The sequence below is a fragment of the Ensifer sp. PDNC004 genome, from assembly GCF_016919405.1.
In the GTDB taxonomy this organism is placed as follows: domain Bacteria; phylum Pseudomonadota; class Alphaproteobacteria; order Rhizobiales; family Rhizobiaceae; genus Ensifer.
On the sequence record NZ_CP070353.1, the window covers coordinates 1,990,491 to 2,013,018 of the forward strand.

Annotated in this window: 17 protein-coding genes; 7 read left to right on the plus strand and 10 right to left on the minus strand. The window is 63.0% G+C overall.

Going from position 1 to position 22,528, the window contains the following annotated elements; all coding sequences use genetic code 11:
• Window positions 1-18 precede the first annotated feature (18 nt).
• Window positions 19-1,452: an FAD-binding oxidoreductase gene (locus JVX98_RS17980; RefSeq protein WP_205239365.1), complete on the plus strand. Its 1,434-nt coding sequence runs from the start codon at window positions 19-21 to the stop codon at window positions 1,450-1,452.
• 71 nt (window positions 1,453-1,523) lie between these two features.
• On the opposite strand, the gene JVX98_RS17985 is transcribed toward JVX98_RS17980, so the two are convergent.
• The gene (locus tag JVX98_RS17985) at window positions 1,524-3,998 is read right to left on the minus strand and encodes a DUF1217 domain-containing protein (protein ID WP_192447614.1); all 2,475 of its coding nucleotides are present in this window, start codon (window positions 3,996-3,998) and stop codon (window positions 1,524-1,526) included.
• A gap of 343 nt (window positions 3,999-4,341) precedes the next feature.
• On the opposite strand from JVX98_RS17985, the gene JVX98_RS17990 reads away from it, so the two are divergent.
• Window positions 4,342-4,908, plus strand: a complete 567-nt coding sequence (locus JVX98_RS17990; RefSeq protein WP_034801118.1) for a DUF6101 family protein — start codon at window positions 4,342-4,344, stop codon at window positions 4,906-4,908.
• 403 nt (window positions 4,909-5,311) lie between these two features.
• Here JVX98_RS17990 and ubiA read toward each other — a convergent pair whose 3' ends face one another.
• The 3 genes from ubiA to JVX98_RS18005 all read right to left on the minus strand — a co-directional run bounded on the left by ubiA (window position 5,312) and on the right by JVX98_RS18005 (window position 8,137).
• Window positions 5,312-6,271: a 4-hydroxybenzoate octaprenyltransferase gene (ubiA, locus tag JVX98_RS17995; protein WP_205239366.1), complete on the minus strand. Its 960-nt coding sequence runs from the start codon at window positions 6,269-6,271 to the stop codon at window positions 5,312-5,314.
• Between the two features lie 74 nt (window positions 6,272-6,345).
• Window positions 6,346-7,152 carry a MipA/OmpV family protein gene (locus tag JVX98_RS18000; RefSeq protein ID WP_192447616.1) on the minus strand — a complete coding sequence of 269 codons (807 nt, stop codon included), beginning with the start codon at window positions 7,150-7,152 and terminating at the stop codon, window positions 6,346-6,348.
• Between the two features lie 169 nt (window positions 7,153-7,321).
• A complete protein-coding gene (locus tag JVX98_RS18005; RefSeq protein WP_192447617.1) occupies window positions 7,322-8,137 on the minus strand; it encodes a helix-turn-helix domain-containing protein in 816 nt (271 codons plus the stop codon).
• Window positions 8,138-8,247: 110 nt separating this feature from the next.
• On the opposite strand from JVX98_RS18005, the gene JVX98_RS18010 reads away from it, so the two are divergent.
• The 5 genes from JVX98_RS18010 to JVX98_RS18030 all read left to right on the plus strand — a co-directional run bounded on the left by JVX98_RS18010 (window position 8,248) and on the right by JVX98_RS18030 (window position 15,026).
• On the plus strand, window positions 8,248-9,444 hold the full coding sequence (locus JVX98_RS18010; protein WP_043625948.1) for an MFS transporter: 1,197 nt from the start codon (window positions 8,248-8,250) through the stop codon (window positions 9,442-9,444).
• A 173-nt stretch (window positions 9,445-9,617) separates the two neighbouring features.
• Window positions 9,618-10,658 (plus strand): spermidine/putrescine ABC transporter substrate-binding protein, encoded by a 1,041-nt coding sequence (locus JVX98_RS18015; RefSeq protein ID WP_192447618.1) that lies wholly within the window; start codon window positions 9,618-9,620, stop codon window positions 10,656-10,658.
• The gene (locus JVX98_RS18020; RefSeq protein ID WP_205239368.1) at window positions 10,655-13,024 is read left to right on the plus strand and encodes a bifunctional diguanylate cyclase/phosphodiesterase; all 2,370 of its coding nucleotides are present in this window, start codon (window positions 10,655-10,657) and stop codon (window positions 13,022-13,024) included. The genes JVX98_RS18015 and JVX98_RS18020 overlap by 4 nt, the downstream gene beginning before the upstream one ends.
• A 106-nt stretch (window positions 13,025-13,130) precedes the next feature.
• The gene (gene purD / locus JVX98_RS18025) at window positions 13,131-14,402 is read left to right on the plus strand and encodes a phosphoribosylamine--glycine ligase (RefSeq protein WP_192447620.1); all 1,272 of its coding nucleotides are present in this window, start codon (window positions 13,131-13,133) and stop codon (window positions 14,400-14,402) included.
• 105 nt (window positions 14,403-14,507) lie between these two features.
• Window positions 14,508-15,026, plus strand: a complete 519-nt coding sequence (locus JVX98_RS18030) for a plant virulence effector HPE1-like domain-containing protein (protein WP_192447621.1) — start codon at window positions 14,508-14,510, stop codon at window positions 15,024-15,026.
• 116 nt (window positions 15,027-15,142) lie between these two features.
• Here JVX98_RS18030 and JVX98_RS18035 read toward each other — a convergent pair whose 3' ends face one another.
• The 6 genes from JVX98_RS18035 to JVX98_RS18060 all read right to left on the minus strand — a co-directional run bounded on the left by JVX98_RS18035 (window position 15,143) and on the right by JVX98_RS18060 (window position 22,423).
• Entirely contained in the window at window positions 15,143-15,646 is a 504-nt protein-coding gene (locus JVX98_RS18035) for a DUF523 domain-containing protein (RefSeq protein ID WP_205239369.1), read from the minus strand.
• A gap of 63 nt (window positions 15,647-15,709) precedes the next feature.
• Window positions 15,710-16,090 carry a cupin domain-containing protein gene (locus JVX98_RS18040; protein ID WP_192447623.1) on the minus strand — a complete coding sequence of 127 codons (381 nt, stop codon included), beginning with the start codon at window positions 16,088-16,090 and terminating at the stop codon, window positions 15,710-15,712.
• Between the two features lie 112 nt (window positions 16,091-16,202).
• A complete protein-coding gene (gene glyS / locus JVX98_RS18045; protein ID WP_192447624.1) occupies window positions 16,203-18,368 on the minus strand; it encodes a glycine--tRNA ligase subunit beta in 2,166 nt (721 codons plus the stop codon).
• Window positions 18,369-18,479: 111 nt separating this feature from the next.
• Window positions 18,480-20,420 (minus strand): DUF2207 domain-containing protein, encoded by a 1,941-nt coding sequence (locus tag JVX98_RS18050; RefSeq protein ID WP_205239474.1) that lies wholly within the window; start codon window positions 20,418-20,420, stop codon window positions 18,480-18,482.
• A 110-nt stretch (window positions 20,421-20,530) separates the two neighbouring features.
• Entirely contained in the window at window positions 20,531-21,802 is a 1,272-nt protein-coding gene (locus JVX98_RS18055; RefSeq protein ID WP_205239370.1) for a 3-phosphoshikimate 1-carboxyvinyltransferase, read from the minus strand.
• 72 nt (window positions 21,803-21,874) lie between these two features.
• Window positions 21,875-22,423 carry a LemA family protein gene (locus tag JVX98_RS18060; protein WP_034801085.1) on the minus strand — a complete coding sequence of 183 codons (549 nt, stop codon included), beginning with the start codon at window positions 22,421-22,423 and terminating at the stop codon, window positions 21,875-21,877.
• Window positions 22,424-22,528 lie beyond the last annotated feature (105 nt).

The following is a 22,528-nucleotide window of genomic DNA, read 5'->3' on the forward strand; positions in this document are numbered from 1 at the left end:
CAATGCGAAGTGAGGCCCATGACCACCCTTCCCTCTCCCGAATTCATCGCTTCTTTCGCCGACATCGTCGGAAGCGCCAACGTGTTGACGGCCGAACCGGACAAGGCGCGTTATCTCGTCGAATCGCGTGGACTTTACCGTGGCACGACGCCGATGGTGCTGCGTCCGGGCTCCGTCGACGAGGTCTCGCGCATCATGAAGCTTGCGAGCGCCACCCGCACGGCGATCGTGCCGCAGGGCGGCAACACCGGCCACGTCGCCGGGCAGATCCCGCGGGAGGGCAAGGCGGACATCGTTCTTTCGCTGGAACGGCTGAACCGCATTCGCGACATCGATCCGGTCGGCAATGTCATCGTCGCCGATGCCGGCTGCATCCTTGCCGACATCCAGAAGGCGGCGGACGAGCACAATCGCCTGTTCCCGCTGTCGCTCGGCTCGGAAGGTTCGGCCCGCATCGGCGGCAACCTCTCCACCAATGCCGGCGGCACCGCCGTGCTTGCCTATGGCAACATGCGCCAGCTCTGCCTCGGCCTCGAGGTGGTGCTGCCGACCGGCGAAATCTGGGACGGGCTGCGCCGGTTGAAAAAGGACAATACCGGCTACGATCTGCGCGATCTCTTCATCGGTGCCGAAGGTACGCTCGGCGTGATCACCGGCGCCGTGCTCAAGCTCTTCCCGAAGCCACTCGGACATCAGGTCGCCTTTGCCGGGGTCGGCACCGTCGAGCAAGCGCTCGCTTTGTTCGAAAAAGCTTCCAGCCTTTGTGGAGCGGCTTTGACCGGCTTCGAGCTGATGCCGCGGCTCGGCGTCGAATTCACCGCCAAGCACATCCCCGGCGTTCGTGACCCGATGGCAACGATCCATCCCTGGTACGCGCTGATCGATATCTCGACATCCGATAGCGCCGAAAGCGCGGAACGGATGGTGCAGGATCTTCTGGAACAGGGATATGCGGCCGGCCTCGTCGAGAATGCCGTAATTACCGCCAACGAGACACAGGCCAAGGCGCTGTGGCACATGCGCGAGAGCATGTCACCGGCGCAGAAGCCAGAGGGCGGCTCGATCAAGCACGATGTCTCCGTGCCCGTCTCCAGCATTCCGGCCTTCATGAAGGAGGCGGATGCCGCCGTCATGAAAGCGATTCCCGGCGCGCGCATCTGTTCCTTCGGCCACATGGGCGACGGCAACATCCACTACAACATTTCGCAGCCTGTCGGCGCCGACAAGCAGGCCTTCCTCGACCGCTGGCGCGAAATCAACGCCATCGTCCACGGCATCGTGCTTGGGTATAACGGCTCGATCTCTGCCGAACACGGCATCGGCCAGTTGAAGCGCGACGAACTCGCCGAGGTCCGGGCCCCGATCGAAATCGAGCTGATGCAACGCATCAAGCACGCATTCGATCCCGCGGGCATCATGAACCCCGACAAGGTGTTGCGCGCTGACCGATGACGGCGGCCCGCCTCGCGCGGCGAGCTACCATGCATCCGCCAAGCCGAAGCTCGGCCATCAGGCGGCAGGCCTCAGCGGCCGCCGGCGCGTAGCTGCGAGAGCGTCATCAGCGTTTCGGCACTGACGCTGCCGCCCCCGCCGCCGGTCAGGATCGCGAGACCAGGCGAAACGTCCTGGTTGTTTTCGACGTCATAGAGTGCCGTGAAGCGCTGCAGCAGCTTGTCGATCTTCCCGGGCTCCTGCAATTCCTTGAGGTTGATCGTGCGCTCGATATAGGCCGCCTGGGCTTCGATCTTGGCGTTCTGCAAGCCCTCCGGCATGCTGTAGGCGGTCTTGATCACCTCGAACAGGGCGCGGTCGGCCAGGATGTCGTATGCAGTATTGATCTCCGGGGCCTTGCGCTTGAAGTAGAGCGCAAGACGAATGCCGCCGTTGTCGGCGCCTTCCCGTTCTTCGAGCGACTGGTTGAGGAAGAGATCGACCGTGGTGATGAGACCGCGGCGGGTCTGGATATGGCCTGCCTCGCCCCGGACGATCTTGCCGTCCTTGTCGAAGTTGAAGGACGAGACGATCTCGCGGTATTTCAGCCCGTTCGGATCGGTGTTGATAAAACTCTTCGGATCTTCGAGATCCGACGTGAACATCTCTCTGAGATAATCGCTCTTGACCGTCTCGGGGTCGATACCGGAGCCGACAAGGACCAGATCGACCAGTCGCCGGTTCTTCAGAAAGTCATCCAGTGTTTCGATCTTCGCGATCTCGGCGGTGTAGTATTTGGCTTCGTCCTGGGCCTTTTGCTTGGCGACCTTCTTCTCGTCATCGGTCCCGAAGCGGGACTTGGCGATGATGTAGTCCCTCGCCGTGCTCATGATGTCGGAGTCGCTCTGCGCGAGCTTCGGCGCGCCGAGCGTCCCGTCGGGATTGAAATTGAACGCCTTCACGAGCTTGACGTAGCGCTCGTCACGCAGCGTGTTGGCATAGCTCTTGGGATCGTTGAGATCACTGGTCAGGATGCGCCTCAGCTCACGCGTGCTCAGCCCCTCTTCTTCTAGTCCGAAGGCGCGCAGCGTGAACGTCACCACACCCTTGTCGGCAAGCAGCTTGTCGACCGATTCCATCGTGTTGACCAAGAGCTTGAAGCTCTTGACCATCGCTTCGTCTTCGGCGTCGCCCTTGTCGTTGTAGCGCACCATGTAGCCGTCGGACGTGGTCTTCAACTGATCTGCGTTCTGTGCCGTCTTGCCGGGCTGCAGCGTACCGTCGGCCTGGAAATTGAAGGCCTTGTGCATCGCCTTGAAGGCGGCATTGTACTCGCCGCCCTGTGTGTTGACGTAGCTGTTCGGGTCGTTGATGTCGCTGGTGAGAATGTTTTCGATCGTCGACGGCACCGTTGTCGATGACTTGAGGCCGAAGGCTGTGACGATGTAATTGAACAGCCGGCTATCGCTTGTCAGCTCAGAAATGCTGGTAATGCCGGCGATCTTCTGCTCGTAGTATTCCTTGTTGAGCAGCGCCCCGGCACCGGTCAGGCGCGTTCCGCCCATTGGGGTATCGCCGGGTTTTTCGAAGACGTAGATGTTGTTGAGCGCGGTCTTCTTCTCTTCACTGATCGCCTTCTCACCGGCAGGAACGGTGCCGTCGGCGTTGAAGTTGAACGTTTCCGCCAACTTGATGTAGGTTGCGAAACTGCGGATGCGCCCGTTCAGCTGGTTGATTTCCTGGCCGAGCGATGTCATCAGCGCAGGAGCCTGATCGCGTGGCGGCAGCTTGGCATCGAGATCCGCGACGATCGCGTTCTGTTCGTCGATCTTCGCTTGAATAGCCGGCTTGTCCGCAGAGGGTGCTTCAGCCAGTTGGGCGGTCAGCACATCGATCGCCGCGAGAGACTTCCTCCGTGTGTCGAGGTCCGTCTGCAGCTTGACCGCTTCATCCCGTCTCGTGATGTCGGCCGTGCGGCTTGCGGTTAGTGCGGCCGGGTCACTGGTCAGGGCGTTGCGCACTTCAGTGTAGTTGAATGTCTTCGTGTCCAGCCCGAAGACCGTAAAGGCAAACGAACGCAGCCGTTCGTTGCCGAGAAACTTGTCGACATCGGTGACCAGATCCATGGCCGCGCCAAAATAGGCCATCTCGCCGCGCATGACCGTGTCGAGGCTAGCGATCCGCTCGTTGTAGAGACCGATCAGCGCATCCTGCTGTGCGTTGGTTTGAGCCACCGGCTTCGACGAGCTGAAGTTGAAGGCCTGCGCGAAGTTGCGGTAGCGTTCATCGGTGAGACGGCTGGCAAAGCTGTTTTCGTCCGAAAGGTCGCTTTCCAGGACCTTGCGCATGAAGGCCTTGGCATAGGTCATGTCCTCCAGGCCATGTGCCTTCATCGCGTATGAGTAGAGTCGATAGTCGTCCAGAAACTCCTCGACAGTTTTCACACTGCCGATGTTCTCTTTATAATATTCGGCTTCACGCGCGATCTGCGGCTGCTGGGCAATGCGGTTGAGGCTGCTCCTCATGTCCCGCGTGATGCGACTGTAGTCGAGATAGGTCGATACCATGCCCTGGCGCCTCGTCGGTTACCCATGGGGACAGGCCGGACCCGAGCCCCGAAATAGAATTCTGACGCGTCATGATTGCAGAGCTGGCTTGCGTGTGGCTTTTCCGGCAGTTCGAACGACAGCGCAGGTGCGCCTGATCGGAACGAATGCAGTCGCACTGTTGACGAAACGGAAACCCTGACCGGTCGGCTTTTGCTAACCATCGAAAAACGCAAAGTTTTCTTAACCGCGAATTTTAAGTCGTTCGGAAAGGGCGCCGCCTATTCTCCTGCTCATAGAGGACGAAAAAGTCCCGACGAGAAGACCGGAAACCGGCTCTCAAGGAAAAACAAGGGCGATTGAAATGCGCAACACACTCTCTCAACCCGCATGGGTCGAAAACACGCTCCGTCTTGATCCGCAGCGCTTTCCACAGCAGGCGAGCTACGCTTTGCGCGGTCACACCGGTAATGTCACGATCAGCCTGGACGAGCGTGGCGCAGTTCTGCGCAAGGTGCTACCATCGAGCGGCCTGCCGCTTTCGATCGCACTGCCGGCGCGCGCATTCAAGGGGGTCGCGGCTCGCGCGATCGATCACGGCGACGGAGACGTTACAGTGACGCTGGAACTTCATCACGACGACCCGGACCTCTGTGTCCCGCTGCTCGTCGCACACGACCTGTCCGACATCGCGGCCGACTGGCGCGCCTGGGCAGAAGCTTACCGCATTCCGATGCTGATGGTCGAAGCGGATGGCGTGGCAAGGCCGCTCGAAGAGCACCTTGGCGACGTGCGCACCGCGCCCGTCAAGCCGCGCCGCCGCCACTCCTTCTTCGCCGAGCGCCGCCCGCGCTTCCTCGTGCGCCGTTCCACCGGCACGCTTGGCGTACACATGAAGATCGACGGGCGCGAGATCATCGCCCGCAGCTAATTGCAGAGCCTACCTCCAGCGCGACAGCCGGCCGTTCCCTGCGGCCGGCTGTCGCGTTTGGTGCGGTCAGATCTGTCGGGATATTTCTTACGGGCACGCTTGCCCTGACGGCGTTGCCGCCTCCCCCGACGATTTACCGGATGTTCCCCCGGAAACAGTCGCATCGCCTTCTTCGTGCCATATGGGCTTCATAGCCAAGACCACGAAAGAAGGAGAAACCCGATGCGCAAGCACATCGCCTCAATCGTTGCCGCCGTCCTGTCCAGTTTCCGTGCGCGTCACGAGGCACGCAAGCGCAAGGCCGCCCGCGACATCAGCTGGGCCTGAGATTTTTGCAGGCCCGCAACGGGCGGGCCGACCCATGGGGCAATGAAGACGATCCTCCGCCACAACGGAGGATTTTTCATATCATGCGCAGAATGAGCGCCAGCACCAGCCCGGCGAAGATGATCAAGCCGACGATGCCGTTGAACTTGAACAGCGCCAGGCACTGTGCGGGATCGTGGATGTTCAGGACGAGGATCTGATAGGTCAGCATCGCCGCTGCGATCAGAAGGCCGACATAGGCAACCGCGCCGGCGCCGGCTGCGACGAAGGACAGAAGGACAAGCAGCGTCGCGATGCCGTAAAGGCCGATCAGCCAGGGGCGCGGGTTTTCACCGAAGCGCCGCGCCGTCGAGCGCACGCCGATCAGTTCGTCGTCCTCCTTGTCCTGGTAAGCGTAGATCGTGTCGTAACCGATCGTCCAGGCGATCGCCGCGCCGTAAAGCAGAACGGCGGCCAAGGAGAGCGTGCCGAACTCGGCCGCCCAGCCCATCAGCGCTCCCCACGAAAACGCTAGCCCCAGGAAAAACTGCGGCCAGTCGGTAAAGCGCTTGGCAAAAGGGTAGATCGCGACAATCGCCAGCGACAGGATGCCGAGCACGATCGAGAAGGTGTTGAACTGCAACAGCACCACAAGGCCGACGAGCGCCTGCAGCACCATGAACACCTTGGCCTGAAGGCGCGAAACACGGCCCGACGGCAGCGGCCGCGAGCGGGTGCGGGCAACTTCCATGTCGATGTCGTGATCGACGATGTCGTTGTAGGTGCAGCCGGCGCCACGCATGGCGATGGCGCCGACAGTGAACAGGAAGCAATGGAACAGGAAGCGGCCGAAGGAGAATTGACCGGCGCTGGCCGCCGCGCCCGACGCCAGGGCCACGGACCAGAGGCACGGCAACAGCAGCAGTTGCCAGCCGATCGGACGGTCCCAACGAGCGAGCTGCGCATAGGGCCAGAGCGCACGCGGCAGCACGCGATAGACCCAGTTGTTGGATGGCGCGTCCTGAACGCGGCCGGAATCGGCAGAGATTGTGTTCATATCCCTGTTTGACGCCGCAGGCCCGACCGGTCAAGCGGCGAGATCGCCGCCGACCAAGGGAGCAAAACGCCTGATCAGGGAAGCGTGAAATCGAAGCGGTAGGTTGCCGACAGGCCGACGAGAACCTGGTTGCGGCTGCCGCGTTCGCGAACGAGGCTGGAATCGGCTGCCGGACCAAGCAGGCGCTTGTATTCGGCATAGGCGCTCGTCTCGAGCTTTTCGGTTGCCTGCCAGGTGATCGCGGCACCGACGCCGGCCGATCCGACGCCGCCATGCGGGGTATAGTTGCTGAGACCGGAGGCCGCCGCCTCGCGATCATTCACACCGTAGTAGGCCGTGTAGTAGCCGCTGGTGGCCGCCGACAGGCGCGGGCCGCCGGAAATACGGACATTGCTGCTGACATCAGCAAAGGCGTCCGCCGCAACATCGGCGACGACGCCGTGGTGACTGCGAATGCCCTGGCGGACCTCGGCGCGCACGCGCAGCCAGTCGGTCGGGTAGACCTCGGCAAAGCCGCCGGCTTCACCGCCGAACTTGATCGGATCAAGACCCTTGAGGTCGCTGGAGGTGCCGGAATCGCGTTCGAAGATCAGCTTGCCGACGAGACCGGCGCGGAAGCTGCCCTGGTCGACGAGCGCATAGGACATGTTGTCATTGCGCGAGGAGAAGCGGACCGTGCTGCCGGCCTTGCCGAGCGAGATCAGCGGGGCAGCCTGGAACATGCGCTTGGAAGCGCCTTCGTATTTCGGGCCGTAGAAGCCGGTGGCGCCGACCTTCAGGTACCAGTCGCCGGACCAGAAATGTTGGCCGTCGCCGGCAGAGGCGGCATTTGCCGACAGCAAAAGGGTTCCAGAAAGGAGAAGAAGAGAACGGATACGCAAGAAACAACTCCGGAAGATGCATTCGCCGGGGCGAAATTGGCCGTGCCGTCGGGCCGAAGGAGGGAGTGGGCAGGAACGGCACATGGCGAGTTATTGGCCCTTGTTCCTACGATTCCGTTAACCAGGTCAATTCAGCTTTCGTTTCCCATGAGCGCTTAGCTGCCCACAGTCACTGGCCGAGATAGGTCTTCAGATAGACGCTCGGCGGGCTGCCCAGCATGCGGCGGAACATCGTGGTAAAGGCCGCGACGTTCTCATAGCCGGCATCGAGCGCCACGTTGATGATCGGCTCACCGTCGGCCAAAAGCGGCAGCGAGGCGAAGATGCAGGCCTGCTGACGCCAGGTGACGAAGCTGACGCCCGTCTCGTTGCGAAACAGCCGCGTGAACGAGCGGCGGCTGAGACCCAGCCTGTCGGCCCACTGGTCGATGCTGGCGGCCGCCGATGGCGCCTGCAAAAATTGCCGGCAAAGCGCCGCAAGCCGTTCGTCGCGCGGGAACGGCAGGCCGAGCGGGCGCTCCTGCAGGCGGCCGATTTCCTCCAGAAGCAGATCGGTCACCAATTGTTCGCGCCGCTCCGACATCGCCTCGTTCTCGACGCTGACGAGGGCATCGACGAGGCTGCCGGCCAAAGGATTGATTTCCATGACCATCGGCCGCTCGGCGCGCAAAAGGTCCGGCGCAAAGTAGATCGAGTGCATGCGCACGTCGCTGATCATCTCGGCCGAATGCTCCATGCCCGCCGGGATCAAAAGAGCGTGGCCGGGCGGCACCATCCACCGCCCGCGCTCGGTGCGCATCAGCACGACGCCGCCGCGCGCCCACCAGAGCTGGGTCCGGGTGTGTTTGTGAAAAGGCACGAGGAGGCCGGCATTGTAATCCCGTCCGAGGGCGAGCACCGGGGCGTTTCCGGTCTCGACCCAGTCGAGGTTCCGGAAGTGATCGTCATCGGGAAGCTGCGGTAGCGGATATCGACGGATCGCCATTTGGCCCACTCACGAAAGAAATCGACCAGATCACAAAAGCAGGCCAATCGCAACCTCAGTAGAGATGGGGCCACGCCGCACACAACCTTCGAGACGGCAAGGAATCACCCATGTCTACCGTGACTTCAACTTCCGGGATCTCCCCGGAGAAGACGGCTTTCTCCGTCATCCTCGCCGTCAGCTTCTGCCATATGCTGAACGACATCATGCAGTCGCTGCTGACCGCGCTTTATCCGCTGCTGAAGGCGAATTACTCGCTCGACTTCGTGCAGATCGGCCTCCTGACCTTCACCTTCCAGCTGACGGCATCGATGCTGCAGCCGGCCGTCGGCATCATCACCGACCGCTGGGCCCTGCCCTATTCCCTGCCGCTCGCCATGCTCTCGACCTGCAGCGGCCTGATCCTGCTCGCCAACGCCCATGACTTCTGGGTTCTTCTGGTTGCTGCCAGCCTGATCGGCGTCGGCTCGGCGATCTTCCATCCGGAATCGTCCCGCATCGCCCGCCTTGCCTCGGGCGGTCGCCACGGCCTTGCCCAATCGCTGTTCCAGGTAGGCGGCAATGCCGGTAGCGCCATGGGTCCGCTGCTCGCCGCCTTCATCGTCATCCCGTTCGGCCAGGGGAGCCTCAGCTGGTTCTCGATCGTCGCGATCATCGGCTTCTTCGTGCTCTCCTGGGTCAGCACCTGGTATGTCCGCCATCGCCGCACGACCATGAGCCGCGCAGCCCCGAGCCGGGCCCTGCCCCTGCCGAAGGGCCGGGTGATGTGGGCGGTTGCCGTGCTCGTGCTTTTGACGGCCACCAAGAATGTCTACATGGCGAGCATCTCCAGCTACTTCACCTTCTTCGTCATCGAGAAATTCGGCGTCGAGGTGCAGCAGGCGCAGCTGATGCTGTTCCTGTTCCTGGGTGCTGCCGCAGCCGGAACCTTCCTCGGCGGCCCGATCGGCGACCGTTACGGCGCCCGCTTCGTCATCTGGTTCTCGATCCTCGGCGTCATCCCCTTCGCCTTGATTCTGCCCTATGCGAACCTCTTCTGGACCTGCGTGCTCTCCGTCATTATCGGCCTGATCTTCTCCTCGGCCTTCTCGGCGATCGTCGTCTTCGCCCAGGAGCTGGTTCCCGGTCGCGTCGGACTGATTGCCGGCGTCTTCTTCGGGTTCGCCTTCGGTTTCGGCGGTATGGGCGCTGCCGTACTCGGCATCTTCGCCGACCGGCAGGGCATCGAGTTCGTCTACACGATCTGCTCCTATCTGCCGCTGCTCGGCGTGCTCACCATCCTCCTGCCGAGGATCCCGGCACGATAAAAGATCAGGCAGAAAGACCTGGAAAATCGGACCGGGCGCCGCCATGCGGCGCCCGGTTTCCGTTTCTCGAAAGACACAGCCATCGCCACCCCGCGGCCGCGCGCAGCCCTACGTAATCATTCATAAATTTTTGCGCGCTACGGTCGTCTGACGGGCTTGGGCAGGGGTATACAATGCAGGGGCGAACGGCGATTCCGGCCTTATTGGCGACGTTGCTATTCGCAACGGCGGCACCGGCCGAGACCCTGAACCTGCTCATCTGGGAATCCTATATCGACCAGAAGATCCTCGACCGCTGGTCGTCGATCACGGGCGTTGCGGTGCACCAGGTCTATTACGACAGCGGCGATACCCGCGACGAGGTGCTGGCCGATCCGAACAGCCGCGTCGACCTGGTGGTAACCGGCGAAAACAGTGCCGCCCTCTTCGGCCGCAAGGGCGTTCTCGAAAAGCTCGACGAGACCAACGTCGCCTCGCTCAGGGACTACGACGAAAGCTGGCGCACGCGCTGCTCCGGCCGGGGCCTGCCCTATCTCTGGGGCACGATGGGCATTCTCTACCGCTCCGACGTGTTATCCGAAGCACCGACCTCCTGGCAGGATCTGATGCGCCCTGCCCCTGCGCTTTCCAAGCATGTGGCTATGTACGACGACCACAACGAAGCCTTCGTCGCGCCGTTGATGCTGCTCGGCCAATCGATTAACACCAATGACAGCAGCACGCTGAGGGCCGCCTTCACGCTGATGAAGGAACAGGCCCCTTCCGTGCTCACCTACGAATACGTCATCAGCTCGATCCAGAACCCTGCCGTCAGCAAGGACATCTACATGGCGCTCGGCTACAGCGGCGACCAGCATGTCCTCAATGCCAAGGCCGGCACTCCTGGCATATGGCGTTACGTGGTTCCCAAGGAAGGCACGCTCTCCTGGCTCGACTGCATGTCCGTCGTTGCCAAATCGCAAAACAAGGATCGGGCGCTGGCGCTGCTCGACTATCTCGGCTCGCCGGGGAGTGCCGCCGCCAATGCGCTGGCACTCAACATGCCGACGGCAAGCCGGGCGGCCCACGCACTCCTGCCGGAAGAGGTCCGCTCCGACCCGGCGATCTACCCCTCGCCCGACATTCTGGCCAAGAGCCAGTATCAACAGGAACTGTCCACAGAATCGGTGCAATTGCGCCGACGGATCATCAGCACATTGGCGAATTTCCAGTGAACCTCGGCAAACGCGCGCTCATCCTGATTTTTCCCGTGGTGCTTGCCGGCTATCTGCTGGCGGCGATCTCGGTCCACGTCACGCAGAGCCGCTCCATTCGCGCGCTCGAGCATGCCAAGCTGTCGCAGCGCCTTGAACATGCGGCCGCCGTCTTCCAGAACGAGATCGGTCGCAGCAAGGGCTTTCTCAATGCGCTCTTGAACGGCAATTCGCTGCGCCAGTACGTTTCCGAAACAGATGCGAGCTATCGCGCCAATGCGCTCGGCGTGCGGCTGCAGGAGAGCGTCAAATCGCTGCTCGACGATCCGACGGGCTATGTGTCGCTTGCACTTCTGAGTTCGGAGCTCAAGTCCGAATACTACTTCGAAAACAGCTGGGATCCGTTCGCCGAGATCGACGAGGCGCAGCTCAACCTCGCCCGCCGGCTGATCCGCGAAGACAAGCTCGCCGACTGGACCTATCTCTACGAAGCGGGCCAGAGACCGCGTATCGTCTATTCCTTCTTCCTCGACCCGATTGCCTTCACCCGGCCGTTGCCGAGCAAGAAATCGAACGCCCTGCTCGTGCAGGTCGCGATCCAGCCCGACCGCTTCCTCGACATGCAGCAGGCACTGAAGAAGGAATACGGCTCCGACATCGCACTGCAGCCCTGGCCGTTGGCCGTCACAGACGACCTTTCGGCAAGCGTGCATCTCGGGCCCTCGCTCTATGCGACGCTCACCGTTTCGAGCGAGCATTTCGATGCACTGATGGCGCAGCAGAAGTTCCTGCTGGCGCTCGGCGCCGTCGCCATGAGCCTGTTCTCGATCTGGCTGATCATCATGCTGATCCGCCGCTTCATCACCGATCCGATCGCCACCCTCGACGCCAATGTGATGGCGGTGATGGTCGGTGCGCGCGACGAAATCCGCGACATGGAAGAAAAGGGCGAGATCGGGCGCCTCACGGAAAACATCCGCGAATTGCACCGCCAGTCGGTGCAATCGCTGAAGCTCGTGCAGCGCAGTTCCTGGACCGATACGCTGACGGGGATCAGCAACCGCGGCCATTTCAACGCACTCGCCGCCGGCGTCGTGCGGGAGGCGATCGCGGCCGGCGAGAAGTGCAGCCTGCTGTTCATCGACATCGACAACTTCAAGTTCGTCAACGACAAGCATGGCCACGAGATCGGCGACGAACTCCTGAAGACCTTGGCGACCCGCATCGCCGAGCGGGTCGACGCGATTACCGAACGCCGCGGCCAGAAGCCGGCCATCCTCGCGCGCCTTTCGGGCGACGAATTCGCCGTGCTGGTGCGTTCGCGCCCGGGCGACGGGACAGTCCGGGAAATCTCGGGCGCCATCCTCTCGCTTTTCGAGGACGGCTTCGAAGTCTCCGACAAGCGCTATCCGGTGACCGCAAGCATCGGTGCGGCGATCTGCCCGGATGACGCCACCAACCTCACCGAGCTGATCGCGAATGCCGATGCGGCGATGTATCAGGCCAAGACCAGCGGCAAGAACCGCTCGGCCCGCTACTCGCGCGCGCTTCACGACAAGCGTACGCGGCTGCGCCAGATCCAGGATGAACTGCGCTCGCTCGATCCGGACGAGCAGTTCCACCTCGTCTACATGCCGATGGTCGATACCGAAGGCCGGGTCACCGGCTGCGAAGCGCTGCTGCGCTGGTACTCGCCGGTGCTCGGCAACGTCACCCCGGACGAATTCGTGCCGATCGCCGAAAGCTCGGGGCTTTTCACCAAGATCGACTGGTGGGTGATCAACAAGGCGATGTCCGACTGCGGCCAGTTGAAGGCCCTGTTCGGCCCCGAAACCGTGCTCGCCATCAATATTTCCTCGGCCGAACTGCACTCCAAGGCGATTGCCGACCACTTCGCCGACTGCCTGCAACGGCATGGGCTGGAGGCGCGCTCGATCGAGATCGAACTGACCGAAACCTTTGCCGTCAAGTTCAGCGACCAGCTTCGCCGCAACATCGACGCGCTCCGCCAGAACGGCTTCCGGCTTTCGATCGACGACTTCGGCGCCGGCTACACGTCCGTGCAGCAGATCATCGAATACACCGCCGATACCATCAAGCTCGACCGGGCGCTGGTATCGAACCTCACCGCGTCGCATTCCCTGCCGGTTCTGAAGGCGCTGATCGCGCTCTGCCACGCCAAGGACGTCGCGGTCGTCGGCGAAGGCATCGACACGCCGGAGAAGCTCTCCATGCTGACGGCGGCCGGCTGCGACTTGTTCCAGGGCTACCTCATCAGCAAGCCGCTGCCGATCGAGGATCTGGCGATCTGGGCGCTGACACGCACTGCGCGCTACGCGCATGACGAAGCGCTGGACGAGCAACAGAGCCGCCAGGCCATCGCCTGAGAGGTGGCGATTGCGAGAATCGCCACCGGAACTCCCATTTTCCCTTGACCTTGCCGCCCTGCCGTCCTAACCGCAGCGCAACATTTTCGGGATATCGGGGGCTGCAATGAAGGTTCTTCTGATCGGATCGGGTGGGCGCGAACACGCCCTTGCATGGAAGATCGCGCAGTCGCCGAAACTGACGAAGCTCTATGCCGCGCCGGGTAATCCAGGCATTGCCGAAGAAGCGGAAATCGTTGCACTCGACACGGACGACCATGCGGCCGTCGCCGACTTCTGCCGCAAGGAAGCGATCGATTTCGTCGTGGTCGGGCCTGAGGGACCGCTGGTCGCCGGTCTTGCCGACGTGCTGCGCGCTGCCGGCATCGCCGTCTTCGGCCCCTCTGCCGCCGCCGCCCAGCTCGAAGGCTCCAAGGGCTTCACCAAGGATCTCTGCGCCCGCTACGACATTCCGACCGGCGCCTATGGCCGCTTCACCGATGCGGAGAGCGCCAAGGCCTATGTGCGCGAACAGGGTGCACCGATCGTCATCAAGGCCGATGGCCTCGCCGCCGGCAAGGGTGTCACCGTCGCCATGACGCTCGACGAGGCGCTCGCCGCCGTCGACGATTGTTTCGCCGGTGCCTTTGGCGCCGCCGGCGCCGAGGTGGTGGTGGAAGCCTATCTCGACGGCGAGGAAGCAAGCTTCTTCTGCCTCTCGGACGGCAAGACGGCGCTGGCGCTGGCGTCAGCGCAGGACCACAAGCGCGTCGGCGACGGCGACACGGGGCCGAACACCGGTGGCATGGGCGCCTACTCGCCGGCCCCGGTCATGACGTCAGAGATGATCGAGCGCACGATGAAGGAAGTCATCGAGCCGACGATGCGCGGCATGGCGGAAAGCGGCCATCCCTTCTCCGGCGTGTTCTTTGCCGGGCTGATGATCACCGCCAAGGGTCCGGAACTCATCGAATACAACGTCCGTTTCGGCGACCCGGAGTGCCAGGTGCTGATGATGCGGATGAAGAGCGATCTTCTGCCGCTGCTCTATGCCGCCGCGACCGGCACGCTCGCCGGCATGGCTGTGGAGTGGCGCGACGAGACGGCGTTGACCGTCGTCATGGCCTCCAAGGGCTATCCCGGCAGCTACGCGAAAAACACGCCGATCGGTGCTCTCCCCGCAGCGTCCGACACCACCAAGGTGTTCCATGCCGGCACAGCGATGAAGGAGGGGGCCCTGGTCGCAACCGGCGGCCGCGTGCTCAACATCACCGCGACGGGAACCAGCGCTGGCGCGGCCAAGGACAGAGCCTATGCGGCCCTTTCGGCCGTTTCCTGGGACAACGGCTTCTACCGGCACGATATCGGCTGGCGCGCGGTCGCACGCGAGAAGGCGTGACCGGTAGCCGGTCAATTCGCGGATCATTCTATTTTTACCAATTCTCCTGACGGGAAAGTAAGGGAGCGCGCATATTCTCCCCGGTAACGATCCGGGAGAAAAACGATGCGCCTGTTGCTGATCACCACCGTCCTTGGCCTTGCCGCTGGCAATGCCGCGGCGTCGTCGATCGAAGCGATCGCTTCCGGCACGACCGACAATGCCAGCGTCTCCACGGTTTCCTGCGCCGATTGCCCGCCGCTGCAATCGCGGAAGAAGGTCACCTATGTCGTGCCGACGATTGCGACTGGCGACGAAACGATCGAGCTTAAGAAAATCAACGGCGAGATGAAGATGGTGCGCACCGAGGCCTGGCTCGGTGGTTCACCGGTGGTCTTCGTCAGCAAGCCGTCTCACGAGATGATCAAGACGGCCGAAACCGACGGCGACGCTGCAACCGTGACCGTCTCGAACATTTCGAACGACCAGAACCCGCAGGTTTCCAAGCCGGAGTTTCTTGCCATCGATCAGACAGCAAAGACCGCCGCGGTGACACCGATCGGCGCGTCCGTGGTGGCGACCCCCGCGGCAAACGAGGGCTCACAGGATTTTGATCCGTCCACCCTCGAACTTCGGCTAGACTGATCGCCTATCGGGAAAGTTCCCTGCCCCGCTCAGCCGTCCCCTGCACTAAATGGCTGACGGGCATCGCTGCAAAAGCGAGAGATTGCGCCCCTGAGAGAAGCAGGGGCGCAATCTTTTTATTTCGGGCTTTCCAATTCTTCGATCCGCGCGACCAGCGCCTCGATCTGCCTGTCCGAATATACTTCGACGCCGTTGGCAAGCAGCAGGGCGGCCGTGACGCCCTCACCCGGATGGCGCGCGCCGGAAAAGCTGCCGTCATAAACGAAGCCCGATCCGCAGGACGGGCTGCCATCGATCAAGAGCGCGAAGCGACAGTCAGCTTGCCTAGCAAGCGAAAGCGCGTTCTCGGCCGCCTGTATGAATCCCTCGGTGACATCGCCACCGCTGATCTCCACCACCCTCGCCTTGCCGGCGAGCACATCCTTGCCGACGGCGCCGGCGGCGATCTCGGCCGGCGGGCGTGGCACCGGCATGCCGGCCGACATTTCCGGACAGATGGTCACGAGACGGCCTTCCGCGCGCCAGCGGTCGATCGCCGGATGAACAAGCGGCTTCGACTGGCCATCATAACGAACGGCATGGCCCATGAGGCAGGCGCTGACGAGGATCTTTGCGGGCATGCCTCTCTCTACCCCGGCGCCATGCCGGTCAGCAAGTGCGATCGTGGTGCCCTGGGACAAGGATCAGATCCAGCGGTCGTTCTCCGCGGTGCGTTCGCCACCCTCGTGGCCGGTGTTGAGCGTCCCGCGCGGCTCGATCAAGAGCATCTTCACCTCTTGCTCCGCATAGGGCTTGTGCTCGACGCCCTTCGGCACGACGTACATTTCGCCGGGACCGAGCGTCACAGCCCCGTCGCGGAAGTCGATGCGCAACGTGCCCTCGAGCACGATGAAGGCTTCGTCGGTATCTTGATGATCGTGCCAGATAAAGTCGCCCTCGATGCGCACGATCTTGAACTGGTAGTCATTGAGTTCGGCAAGGACGCGCGGCTGCCACTGATCTGTGAAGAGCGAGAGTTTTTCGGCGAAATTGATCGGCTTGTAAGTCTTCGTCGCGATCGTCATCGGTTGTCTCCATCTTGTGTGATGGAGACAGGATATAGGTCGCCGGGCAGCGAGCCGCTTGAACGTTTGTGCGCGGGCGTGATGCCGCCGGTCTCCCGGCGGCGATTCCGCCTTACCCGACGATCTTCGAGAAGTCCGCGACCGTGCCGGTGGCCGAACGGATCAGGCCGAGCAGCGCCAGGCGGTTGGCGCGGATTGCCGCATCGTCGTCATTGACGAGCACGTCGTTGAAGAACTGGTCGACCGGTTCGCGCAACTTGGCCAACGCTTCCATGGCCGAACGGAAGTCTTCCTTGGCGATCGCATCGCGTGCTTCAGCCGAAGCAATTTCGACGGCCTGGTGCAGCGCCTTTTCGGCATCGAGACGGAAGAGGCCGGCATCGACGGCGTCGGCGACGGCAGTGCCCTTCTTCTCTTCGGCGGCCAGGATCTGGGTGGCGCGTTTGGTGCCGGCCAAGAGGTTGCGGCCTTCCTCGTCGGTGATGAAGGCGGTCAGCGCTTCAACGCGACGGGCGATCATCAGCAGGTCGTCGGCGTCCGGCGTCAGCACGGCGTCGATCAGGTCGTGACGGGCGCCGAGGTCGCGCAGGTAGACCTTGAGGCGATCATGGAAGAAGGAGAGCAGATCGGCCGAAACGTCGTCCGCAAGCGCCGGCTTCTGCGCGCGAAGGGCGGCGAGCGCCGTTTCGAAAGCGGGCAACAGTGCCAGGCGCGCCTTGCCTTCCAGAATCAGACGGATGACGCCGAGTGCTGCGCGGCGCAGCGCGAAGGGGTCCTTCGAGCCGGTCGGCTTTTCGTCGATCGCCCAGAAGCCGACGAGCGTGTCGAGTTTGTCGGCAAGCGCGACGGTCACTGCAACCGGATCGGTCGGCGCGCGGTCCGAGGGACCGTTCGGCTTCCAGTGATCTTCGATCGCCGTCGCCACTGCGTCGTCTTCACCCTGAAGCAATGCATACTTGCGACCCATGATGCCCTGAAGTTCGGGGAATTCGCCGACGGCTTCAGTGCGCAGGTCCGCCTTGGCGAGCACGACCGCGCGGTCGACGAGCTTCACGTCGGCACCGGTCACCTTGGCGAGTTCACCGGCCAGCGCCCGAATGCGGGCGACGCGCTCGCCCTGGGTGCCGAGCTTGGCATGGAAGGTGACGTTCAGCGCATCGAGCTTGGCCATGCGCTGGTCGAGCGGCTTGGCGAGATCAAGATTGAACGTCTTCGCCGATGCTGCCAGCGTTTCGAGGTCCGGCAGGTTGCCCTGGTCGCGGTGCCAGAAGTGCGCTGCGTCCGACAGGCGGGCGCGCACGACCTTGCCGTTGCCGTGCACGATCTCCTTGCCGCCGTCCTTCGCCTCGATGTTCGAGACCAGAATGAACTTGTTGGAGAGCGTCTCGGCACCGGGTGCGCGGGTAACGAAGCACTTCTGGTTGGTCTTGATCGTCAGCCGGATGATTTCCGAGGGGATTTCGAGATAGGCTTCTTCGAAGCTGCCCATCAGCACCTGCGGCCATTCGACGAGGCCGGAGACTTCTTCGAGCAGGCCTTCGTCTTCGACGAGTTCGAGGCCGTTGGCGAAGGCGACGTTGCGCGCGTCGGCAAGGATCATTTCCTTGCGGCGCTCGCCATCGAGAACGACCTTCGCCTTTTCCAGCTTCTCGGCATAGTCGGCAAAGCGGCGAACCGTGATCGCTTCCGGTGCATGGAAGCGGTGACCATAGGTGACGTTGGAGGCGACGATGCCGTCGACTTCAAACGCAATCACTTGGGTCTCTTCGGTTTCAGATCCGAAGGTGCAGACGATGGACTGCAGCGGGCGGACCCAGCGCAAGGCACCGGGCTTGGCCGAGGCCACGCCGGAACGCATCGGCTTCGGCCAGGGGAAATTGCGGATGATATCCGGCATCGCCTCGGCGATGATCTCTTCGGCGGGGCGGCCCGGCTTGACGATATGGGCGACGTAGAAGTCGCCCTTCTTCGGGTCGCTATGGACATGCGCCTCGCTGATCGAGGAAAGGCCGGCGCCGCGAAGGAAACCTTCGATCGCCTTCTCGTTGGCGTCGGTGCGCGGGCCCTTGCGCTCTTCGCGAACATCGGCCGAGCGGGCGTTGAGGCCACGGATGTCGAGCGTCAGCCGGCGCGGCGTCCAGTACTCGCGCGCGCCCTCATAGGTCAGACCCGCCTCGACCAGGGCATCGGTCAGCAGCTTCTTGAGGTCGCCGGCCGCCTTGCGCTGCAGGCGGGCAGGAATTTCCTCGGAGCGGAGTTCGATAAGAAGATCGGGCATGGGAGTGACTTTTTCTGTTCCTGACGGTTGGGCGGACTTAGCAATCTCTGGCAAGATTGTCACCAAGCGCCGCGATGAATTTGGCTTTCCAAGGGCAAGTGCGCGGCGGATTTACCAGCCGCCGCCACCGCCGCCGCCGCCGCCGCCGCCGGAGAAGCCGCCGCCGGTCGAAAAGCCCGACGATGACGACTTGGGCGGGGGCGGCAGGGAGGACGTCATCGTGTCGGCCATGGATCCGGCAAAACCGCCGATGCGATCGCCGAAGGTGCTCGAGCCGAAGCCGTCACCGTGATACCAGCTCGGCTGATAAGCGGCGGCCGCAGCCGCCCCAGCCGCCGCGGCCAGCAGCCAGCGATCGAAGGTCTCGGTCCACGGCTTTTCGACGCCGAGCGCCACGGCGTAAGGGAGCAGCGTCTCGAAATGCCGGGGCGACATTTCGGGCGCCCCCTGCATGTTCATGCGGTCCTTTTCGGCGAGCGTCATGTATTGCCGGAGCCCGTCGATACCATCCATCATCCGCGTTCCGAGCGGCGTCGGCGCACCCATCAGGAAGAAGAACAGCACGTTGATGAGCACGATCGCGCCGATCACGAAGAGCAGCGGCAATTCGTCGGTTTCGGCTGCCGAATAGAAGACGGCCGCAAGGATGGTCGAGAAGATGGTGAAGGCGACGAAACCGATGAAGGCGACCACGACGATCGAGATGATCCGGCTCATCAGGCTCCTCTCGCGACGAAGCGACTTGCCGAAGGAGACGGCGAGGATCGAGACGAAGAAAGCGATGAAAACCGGAACGATCACGAGCGGCAGGCTGTCCTCGCTGAGATCCCCGAACTGGAAGACGGCCGCAACCGCCAATACCGACAGGATGACGCCGGCGACGATGTAACCGCTGTTGGCGTGGTAGTACTTGCCGCGATGCTCGCGCTCCATAGCGTTGCGGAAATCGGCGCCGGTCGCCTGCACCCGGGTGCCATGCGCGCGGTCGATGGTGAGCTTGCCGCCGCCTGCATTGACCGCCTTCATCACCGCCGCCTCGCCGGTCGACAGCTTTTCGTCGGCTTTCTTGCCGGTGGCGGCAATGACGATGGCGTTCTTAAGGTCTTCAAGAACGACGTGGCCGTTGACCGCGAGATTGAGTGCTGCCGCCGACAGCGCCGTCCAACCCTCACCGGAAAAGCCCTTGTTGTCGATATAGTTGACCAGCGCCGGCGAGATGCCCTCCGGCGGATCCCAGCGCGGCACCATGACGCCGCGGTCCGGGTCACGCCCGACCCTGAGCCAGGCCTGGCTATAGTAGAGAAGGACGACGGCCAGGCCTGCACCGGCGATAACGAGCGCCAGATGGTCGTGCAGCCACCAGGCATTCTCCTGGCTGGAGGTGGGCCTGTCGATGCTGCCCTTCGGCATCTTGATCGCGATCGTCAAGCCTTCGCGGGGATCGAGACGGCGGGTGGTGGCAAAGAAGATCTCACTGCCATCCCTGGAGGCGCGCGCATCCTTGCCGGTCGCGCCATAGCCGCCCGTGAAGTAGTCGAGCGCTTCGGCCCTGACGCCCTGCGGCAACGTCACGGTCGCGCTCGCCTCGTCGATCGGGAAATCCCACTCGGTGCCGGTGACGTTCCAATAGAGTTCGTCGTGATCGTCGAAGAAGCGGATCTGCCGGCCGGTTTCGTAGGTGAACTGGAAGGTATGCTCGCCCCGCTCCAGAAAGACCTCAGCCGAACCGGTATAGATGCGGATGCCGCCACTGATCGTCTCGGTGCGGTAAGGTTCCTGCTCACCGTCACGCTCCACCGAGAGCAGCTTGAAATCGACCTTGCTGCGCTTGCCCTTGGCGTCCGTGAAAGTCAAAGGCATATCGCGATAGATGCCGCGGCGGATCTTGTTGCCCTCGACCGTCGCCGTGATCGTCTCGGTCACCGTCATCGTGCCGTCCTTGGCGACATCGACGACGGAGCGATAGGCGGAGAAGACCTCCTCCGCCCGACCAACCCCCGCCGTTGCCAGCAAAAACACCAGAACGGCAAATGCGGCAGCGAAACGAGGCATAAGGATCAAGCTTTCTTCCGGTTGAGGTTCAAGGCACGAGATCGATTCTTATGGGTGAGAGAGCGGGATGCGCGCGGAAACCGCGGACGCGGCCCGCATCCCGCCCGGCATCAAGGCCGGTCGCCGCTGAATTCGACGCCCAGCGAAGCGAGCGCGTCCCAATAGGCCGGATAGGTTTTCGCGACGCAGCCGGGATCTTCGATGGTGATGCCGTGGATCTTCAGGCCGGCAAGCGCAAAGCTCATGGCGATGCGATGGTCGGCAAAGGTGTCGATCGAGGCAGGCAAGGTCTGGCCGGCAAGCGTGGGATCGGAGGAGACGATCAGGTTGTCGCCTTCCTCATGCGCCAGATCCGGCCGGATCGCCGTCAGGCCGAGCGACAGGGCACGCACGCGGTCGCATTCCTTGACGCGCAGGTTGGCGAGACCGACAAAGCGCACCGGCGTGTTGTTGAAGGCGGCAAGCACGGCGATCGTCGGGATCGCGTCCTGCATCTGCGAACCGTCGATGACGGCCGGCAGGTTCGGGAAGCTTGCGATCACCGCGTGGGCGCGGGCATCCGGCTGCGAGAAGGCGTCCGCCGGAACACCGAGATCGATGGCGCCGCCGGTCAGGACTTCCGCAGCCCAGAGATAGGTGGCCGCCGAAGCGTCCGGCTCGATGACATAGTCGGCTGCCTTGTAGCCGGTCGGCGCGACCTGCCAGACAGACGGGCTCACCTGCTCGACTTCGGCGCCGAAGGCGCGCATGGCGGCGACCGTCAAGTCGATGTAACCGCGCGCGCCGATCTCGTCGCCGGCAAGCTCGATGCTGACCGGACCTTTTGCGCCGGGAGCCGCCATCAGCAGGGCCGAGACATACTGGCTCGAAAGGCCGGCATCGATGACGACGCGGCCGGCCGGAAAACCGCCGGTGCCCTTGACGGTGACCGGCGGGCAGCCGGTCTCGGAGGTGACTTCGACGCCGAGCGTTCCGAGTGCCTCGACCAAGGGCTTGATCGGCCGCTTGCGCATGTGCTGGTCGCCATCGACCACGACAGTGCCATCGACGAGAGCGGCTGCCGCCGTCAGGAAGCGTGTCGCGGTTCCGGCATTGCCGAGGAACAAGGGAGCTGCCGGCGGGAGCAACTTGCCCGTGCTGGTGACGACGAAGGTCGTTTCATCCGGCTCGCTGACCTCGACGCCCATCGCGCGCAAGGCTTCCGCCATGTAGCGGGTGTCGTCGCTCTTCAAGGCGCCGGTGAGCCGGCTCGTGCCTTTTGCAAGGCCGGCCAGAAGCAGCGCCCGGTTGGTGATCGACTTCGAGCCCGGCGGGCGAACATGGCCGCGGAGCGGATGGTCGGTCGGAAGGATGGTCAGTTTTTTCATGCTATCGGAGGTCATCGAATGGGTCTCTTGATGCGAATGGCGCCGCGGCGGGATCCCGCGGCGAGGAATGTTCGGGAAGCGTGGCGGTCAGAACTTGACCTGCGGCACCGCGCGGTCGGCCTCGTTGGTGATTTCGAAATAGCCGGCTTTGACGAAGCGGAAGGCGTTGGCGATCAGGTTGGACGGGAAGCTCTCGACCTTGACGTTCAGGTCACGGGCCGCACCGTTGTAGTAGCGGCGGGACATCTGGATCTCGCCCTCGATCGTTTCCAGCGAGCGCTGCAGCTCGGCAAAATTCTCGTTGGCCTTCAGGTCCGGATAGGCTTCGGCCAGCGCAAACAGCTTGCCGAGCGCCTGGGAGAGCGCGCCTTCCGCCTGGGCCCGCCCCTCGACGTCGCCTGCTGGCACCGCCTGCGCGCGGTTGCGCATGGCAATGACTTCTTCGAACGTCGATTTTTCGTGGGCGGCGTAGCCCTTCACCGTTTCGATCAAGTTCGGGATCAGATCGGCGCGGCGCTTCAACTGCACATCGATGCCGGACCATGCCTCCTCGGCGATCTGCCGCGCCTTGACGAGACCGTTATAGACGAAAACCAGATACAGGATCACGACGACGGCGATTGCCAGACCGATCATAGGGCACCCTCCAAAAAACTCGCGCAGAGATTAGCATTCGCTTCTCAGCTTCATAGCGCTTTCTGCAGCAATCGGGCCGAGAAACGCACTCCTCCCCAATTGCGA

What these genes read in the sequence shown, in the direction of transcription:
- JVX98_RS17980 (WP_205239365.1), top strand. Translation starts at nt 19, where the DNA reads ATGACCACCCTTCCCTCTCCCGAATTCATCGCTTCTTTCGCCGACATC.
- JVX98_RS17985 (WP_192447614.1), bottom strand. Translation starts at nt 3,998, where the DNA reads ATGGTATCGACCTATCTCGACTACAGTCGCATCACGCGGGACATGAGG.
- JVX98_RS17990 (WP_034801118.1), top strand. Translation starts at nt 4,342, where the DNA reads ATGCGCAACACACTCTCTCAACCCGCATGGGTCGAAAACACGCTCCGT.
- ubiA (WP_205239366.1), bottom strand. Translation starts at nt 6,271, where the DNA reads ATGAACACAATCTCTGCCGATTCCGGCCGCGTTCAGGACGCGCCATCC.
- JVX98_RS18005 (WP_192447617.1), bottom strand. Translation starts at nt 8,137, where the DNA reads ATGGCGATCCGTCGATATCCGCTACCGCAGCTTCCCGATGACGATCAC.
- JVX98_RS18010 (WP_043625948.1), top strand. Translation starts at nt 8,248, where the DNA reads ATGTCTACCGTGACTTCAACTTCCGGGATCTCCCCGGAGAAGACGGCT.
- JVX98_RS18015 (WP_192447618.1), top strand. Translation starts at nt 9,618, where the DNA reads ATGCAGGGGCGAACGGCGATTCCGGCCTTATTGGCGACGTTGCTATTC.
- purD (WP_192447620.1), top strand. Translation starts at nt 13,131, where the DNA reads ATGAAGGTTCTTCTGATCGGATCGGGTGGGCGCGAACACGCCCTTGCA.
- JVX98_RS18030 (WP_192447621.1), top strand. Translation starts at nt 14,508, where the DNA reads ATGCGCCTGTTGCTGATCACCACCGTCCTTGGCCTTGCCGCTGGCAAT.
- JVX98_RS18035 (WP_205239369.1), bottom strand. Translation starts at nt 15,646, where the DNA reads ATGCCCGCAAAGATCCTCGTCAGCGCCTGCCTCATGGGCCATGCCGTT.
- JVX98_RS18040 (WP_192447623.1), bottom strand. Translation starts at nt 16,090, where the DNA reads ATGACGATCGCGACGAAGACTTACAAGCCGATCAATTTCGCCGAAAAA.
- glyS (WP_192447624.1), bottom strand. Translation starts at nt 18,368, where the DNA reads ATGCCCGATCTTCTTATCGAACTCCGCTCCGAGGAAATTCCTGCCCGC.
- JVX98_RS18050 (WP_205239474.1), bottom strand. Translation starts at nt 20,420, where the DNA reads ATGCCTCGTTTCGCTGCCGCATTTGCCGTTCTGGTGTTTTTGCTGGCA.
- JVX98_RS18055 (WP_205239370.1), bottom strand. Translation starts at nt 21,802, where the DNA reads ATGACCTCCGATAGCATGAAAAAACTGACCATCCTTCCGACCGACCAT.
- JVX98_RS18060 (WP_034801085.1), bottom strand. Translation starts at nt 22,423, where the DNA reads ATGATCGGTCTGGCAATCGCCGTCGTCGTGATCCTGTATCTGGTTTTC.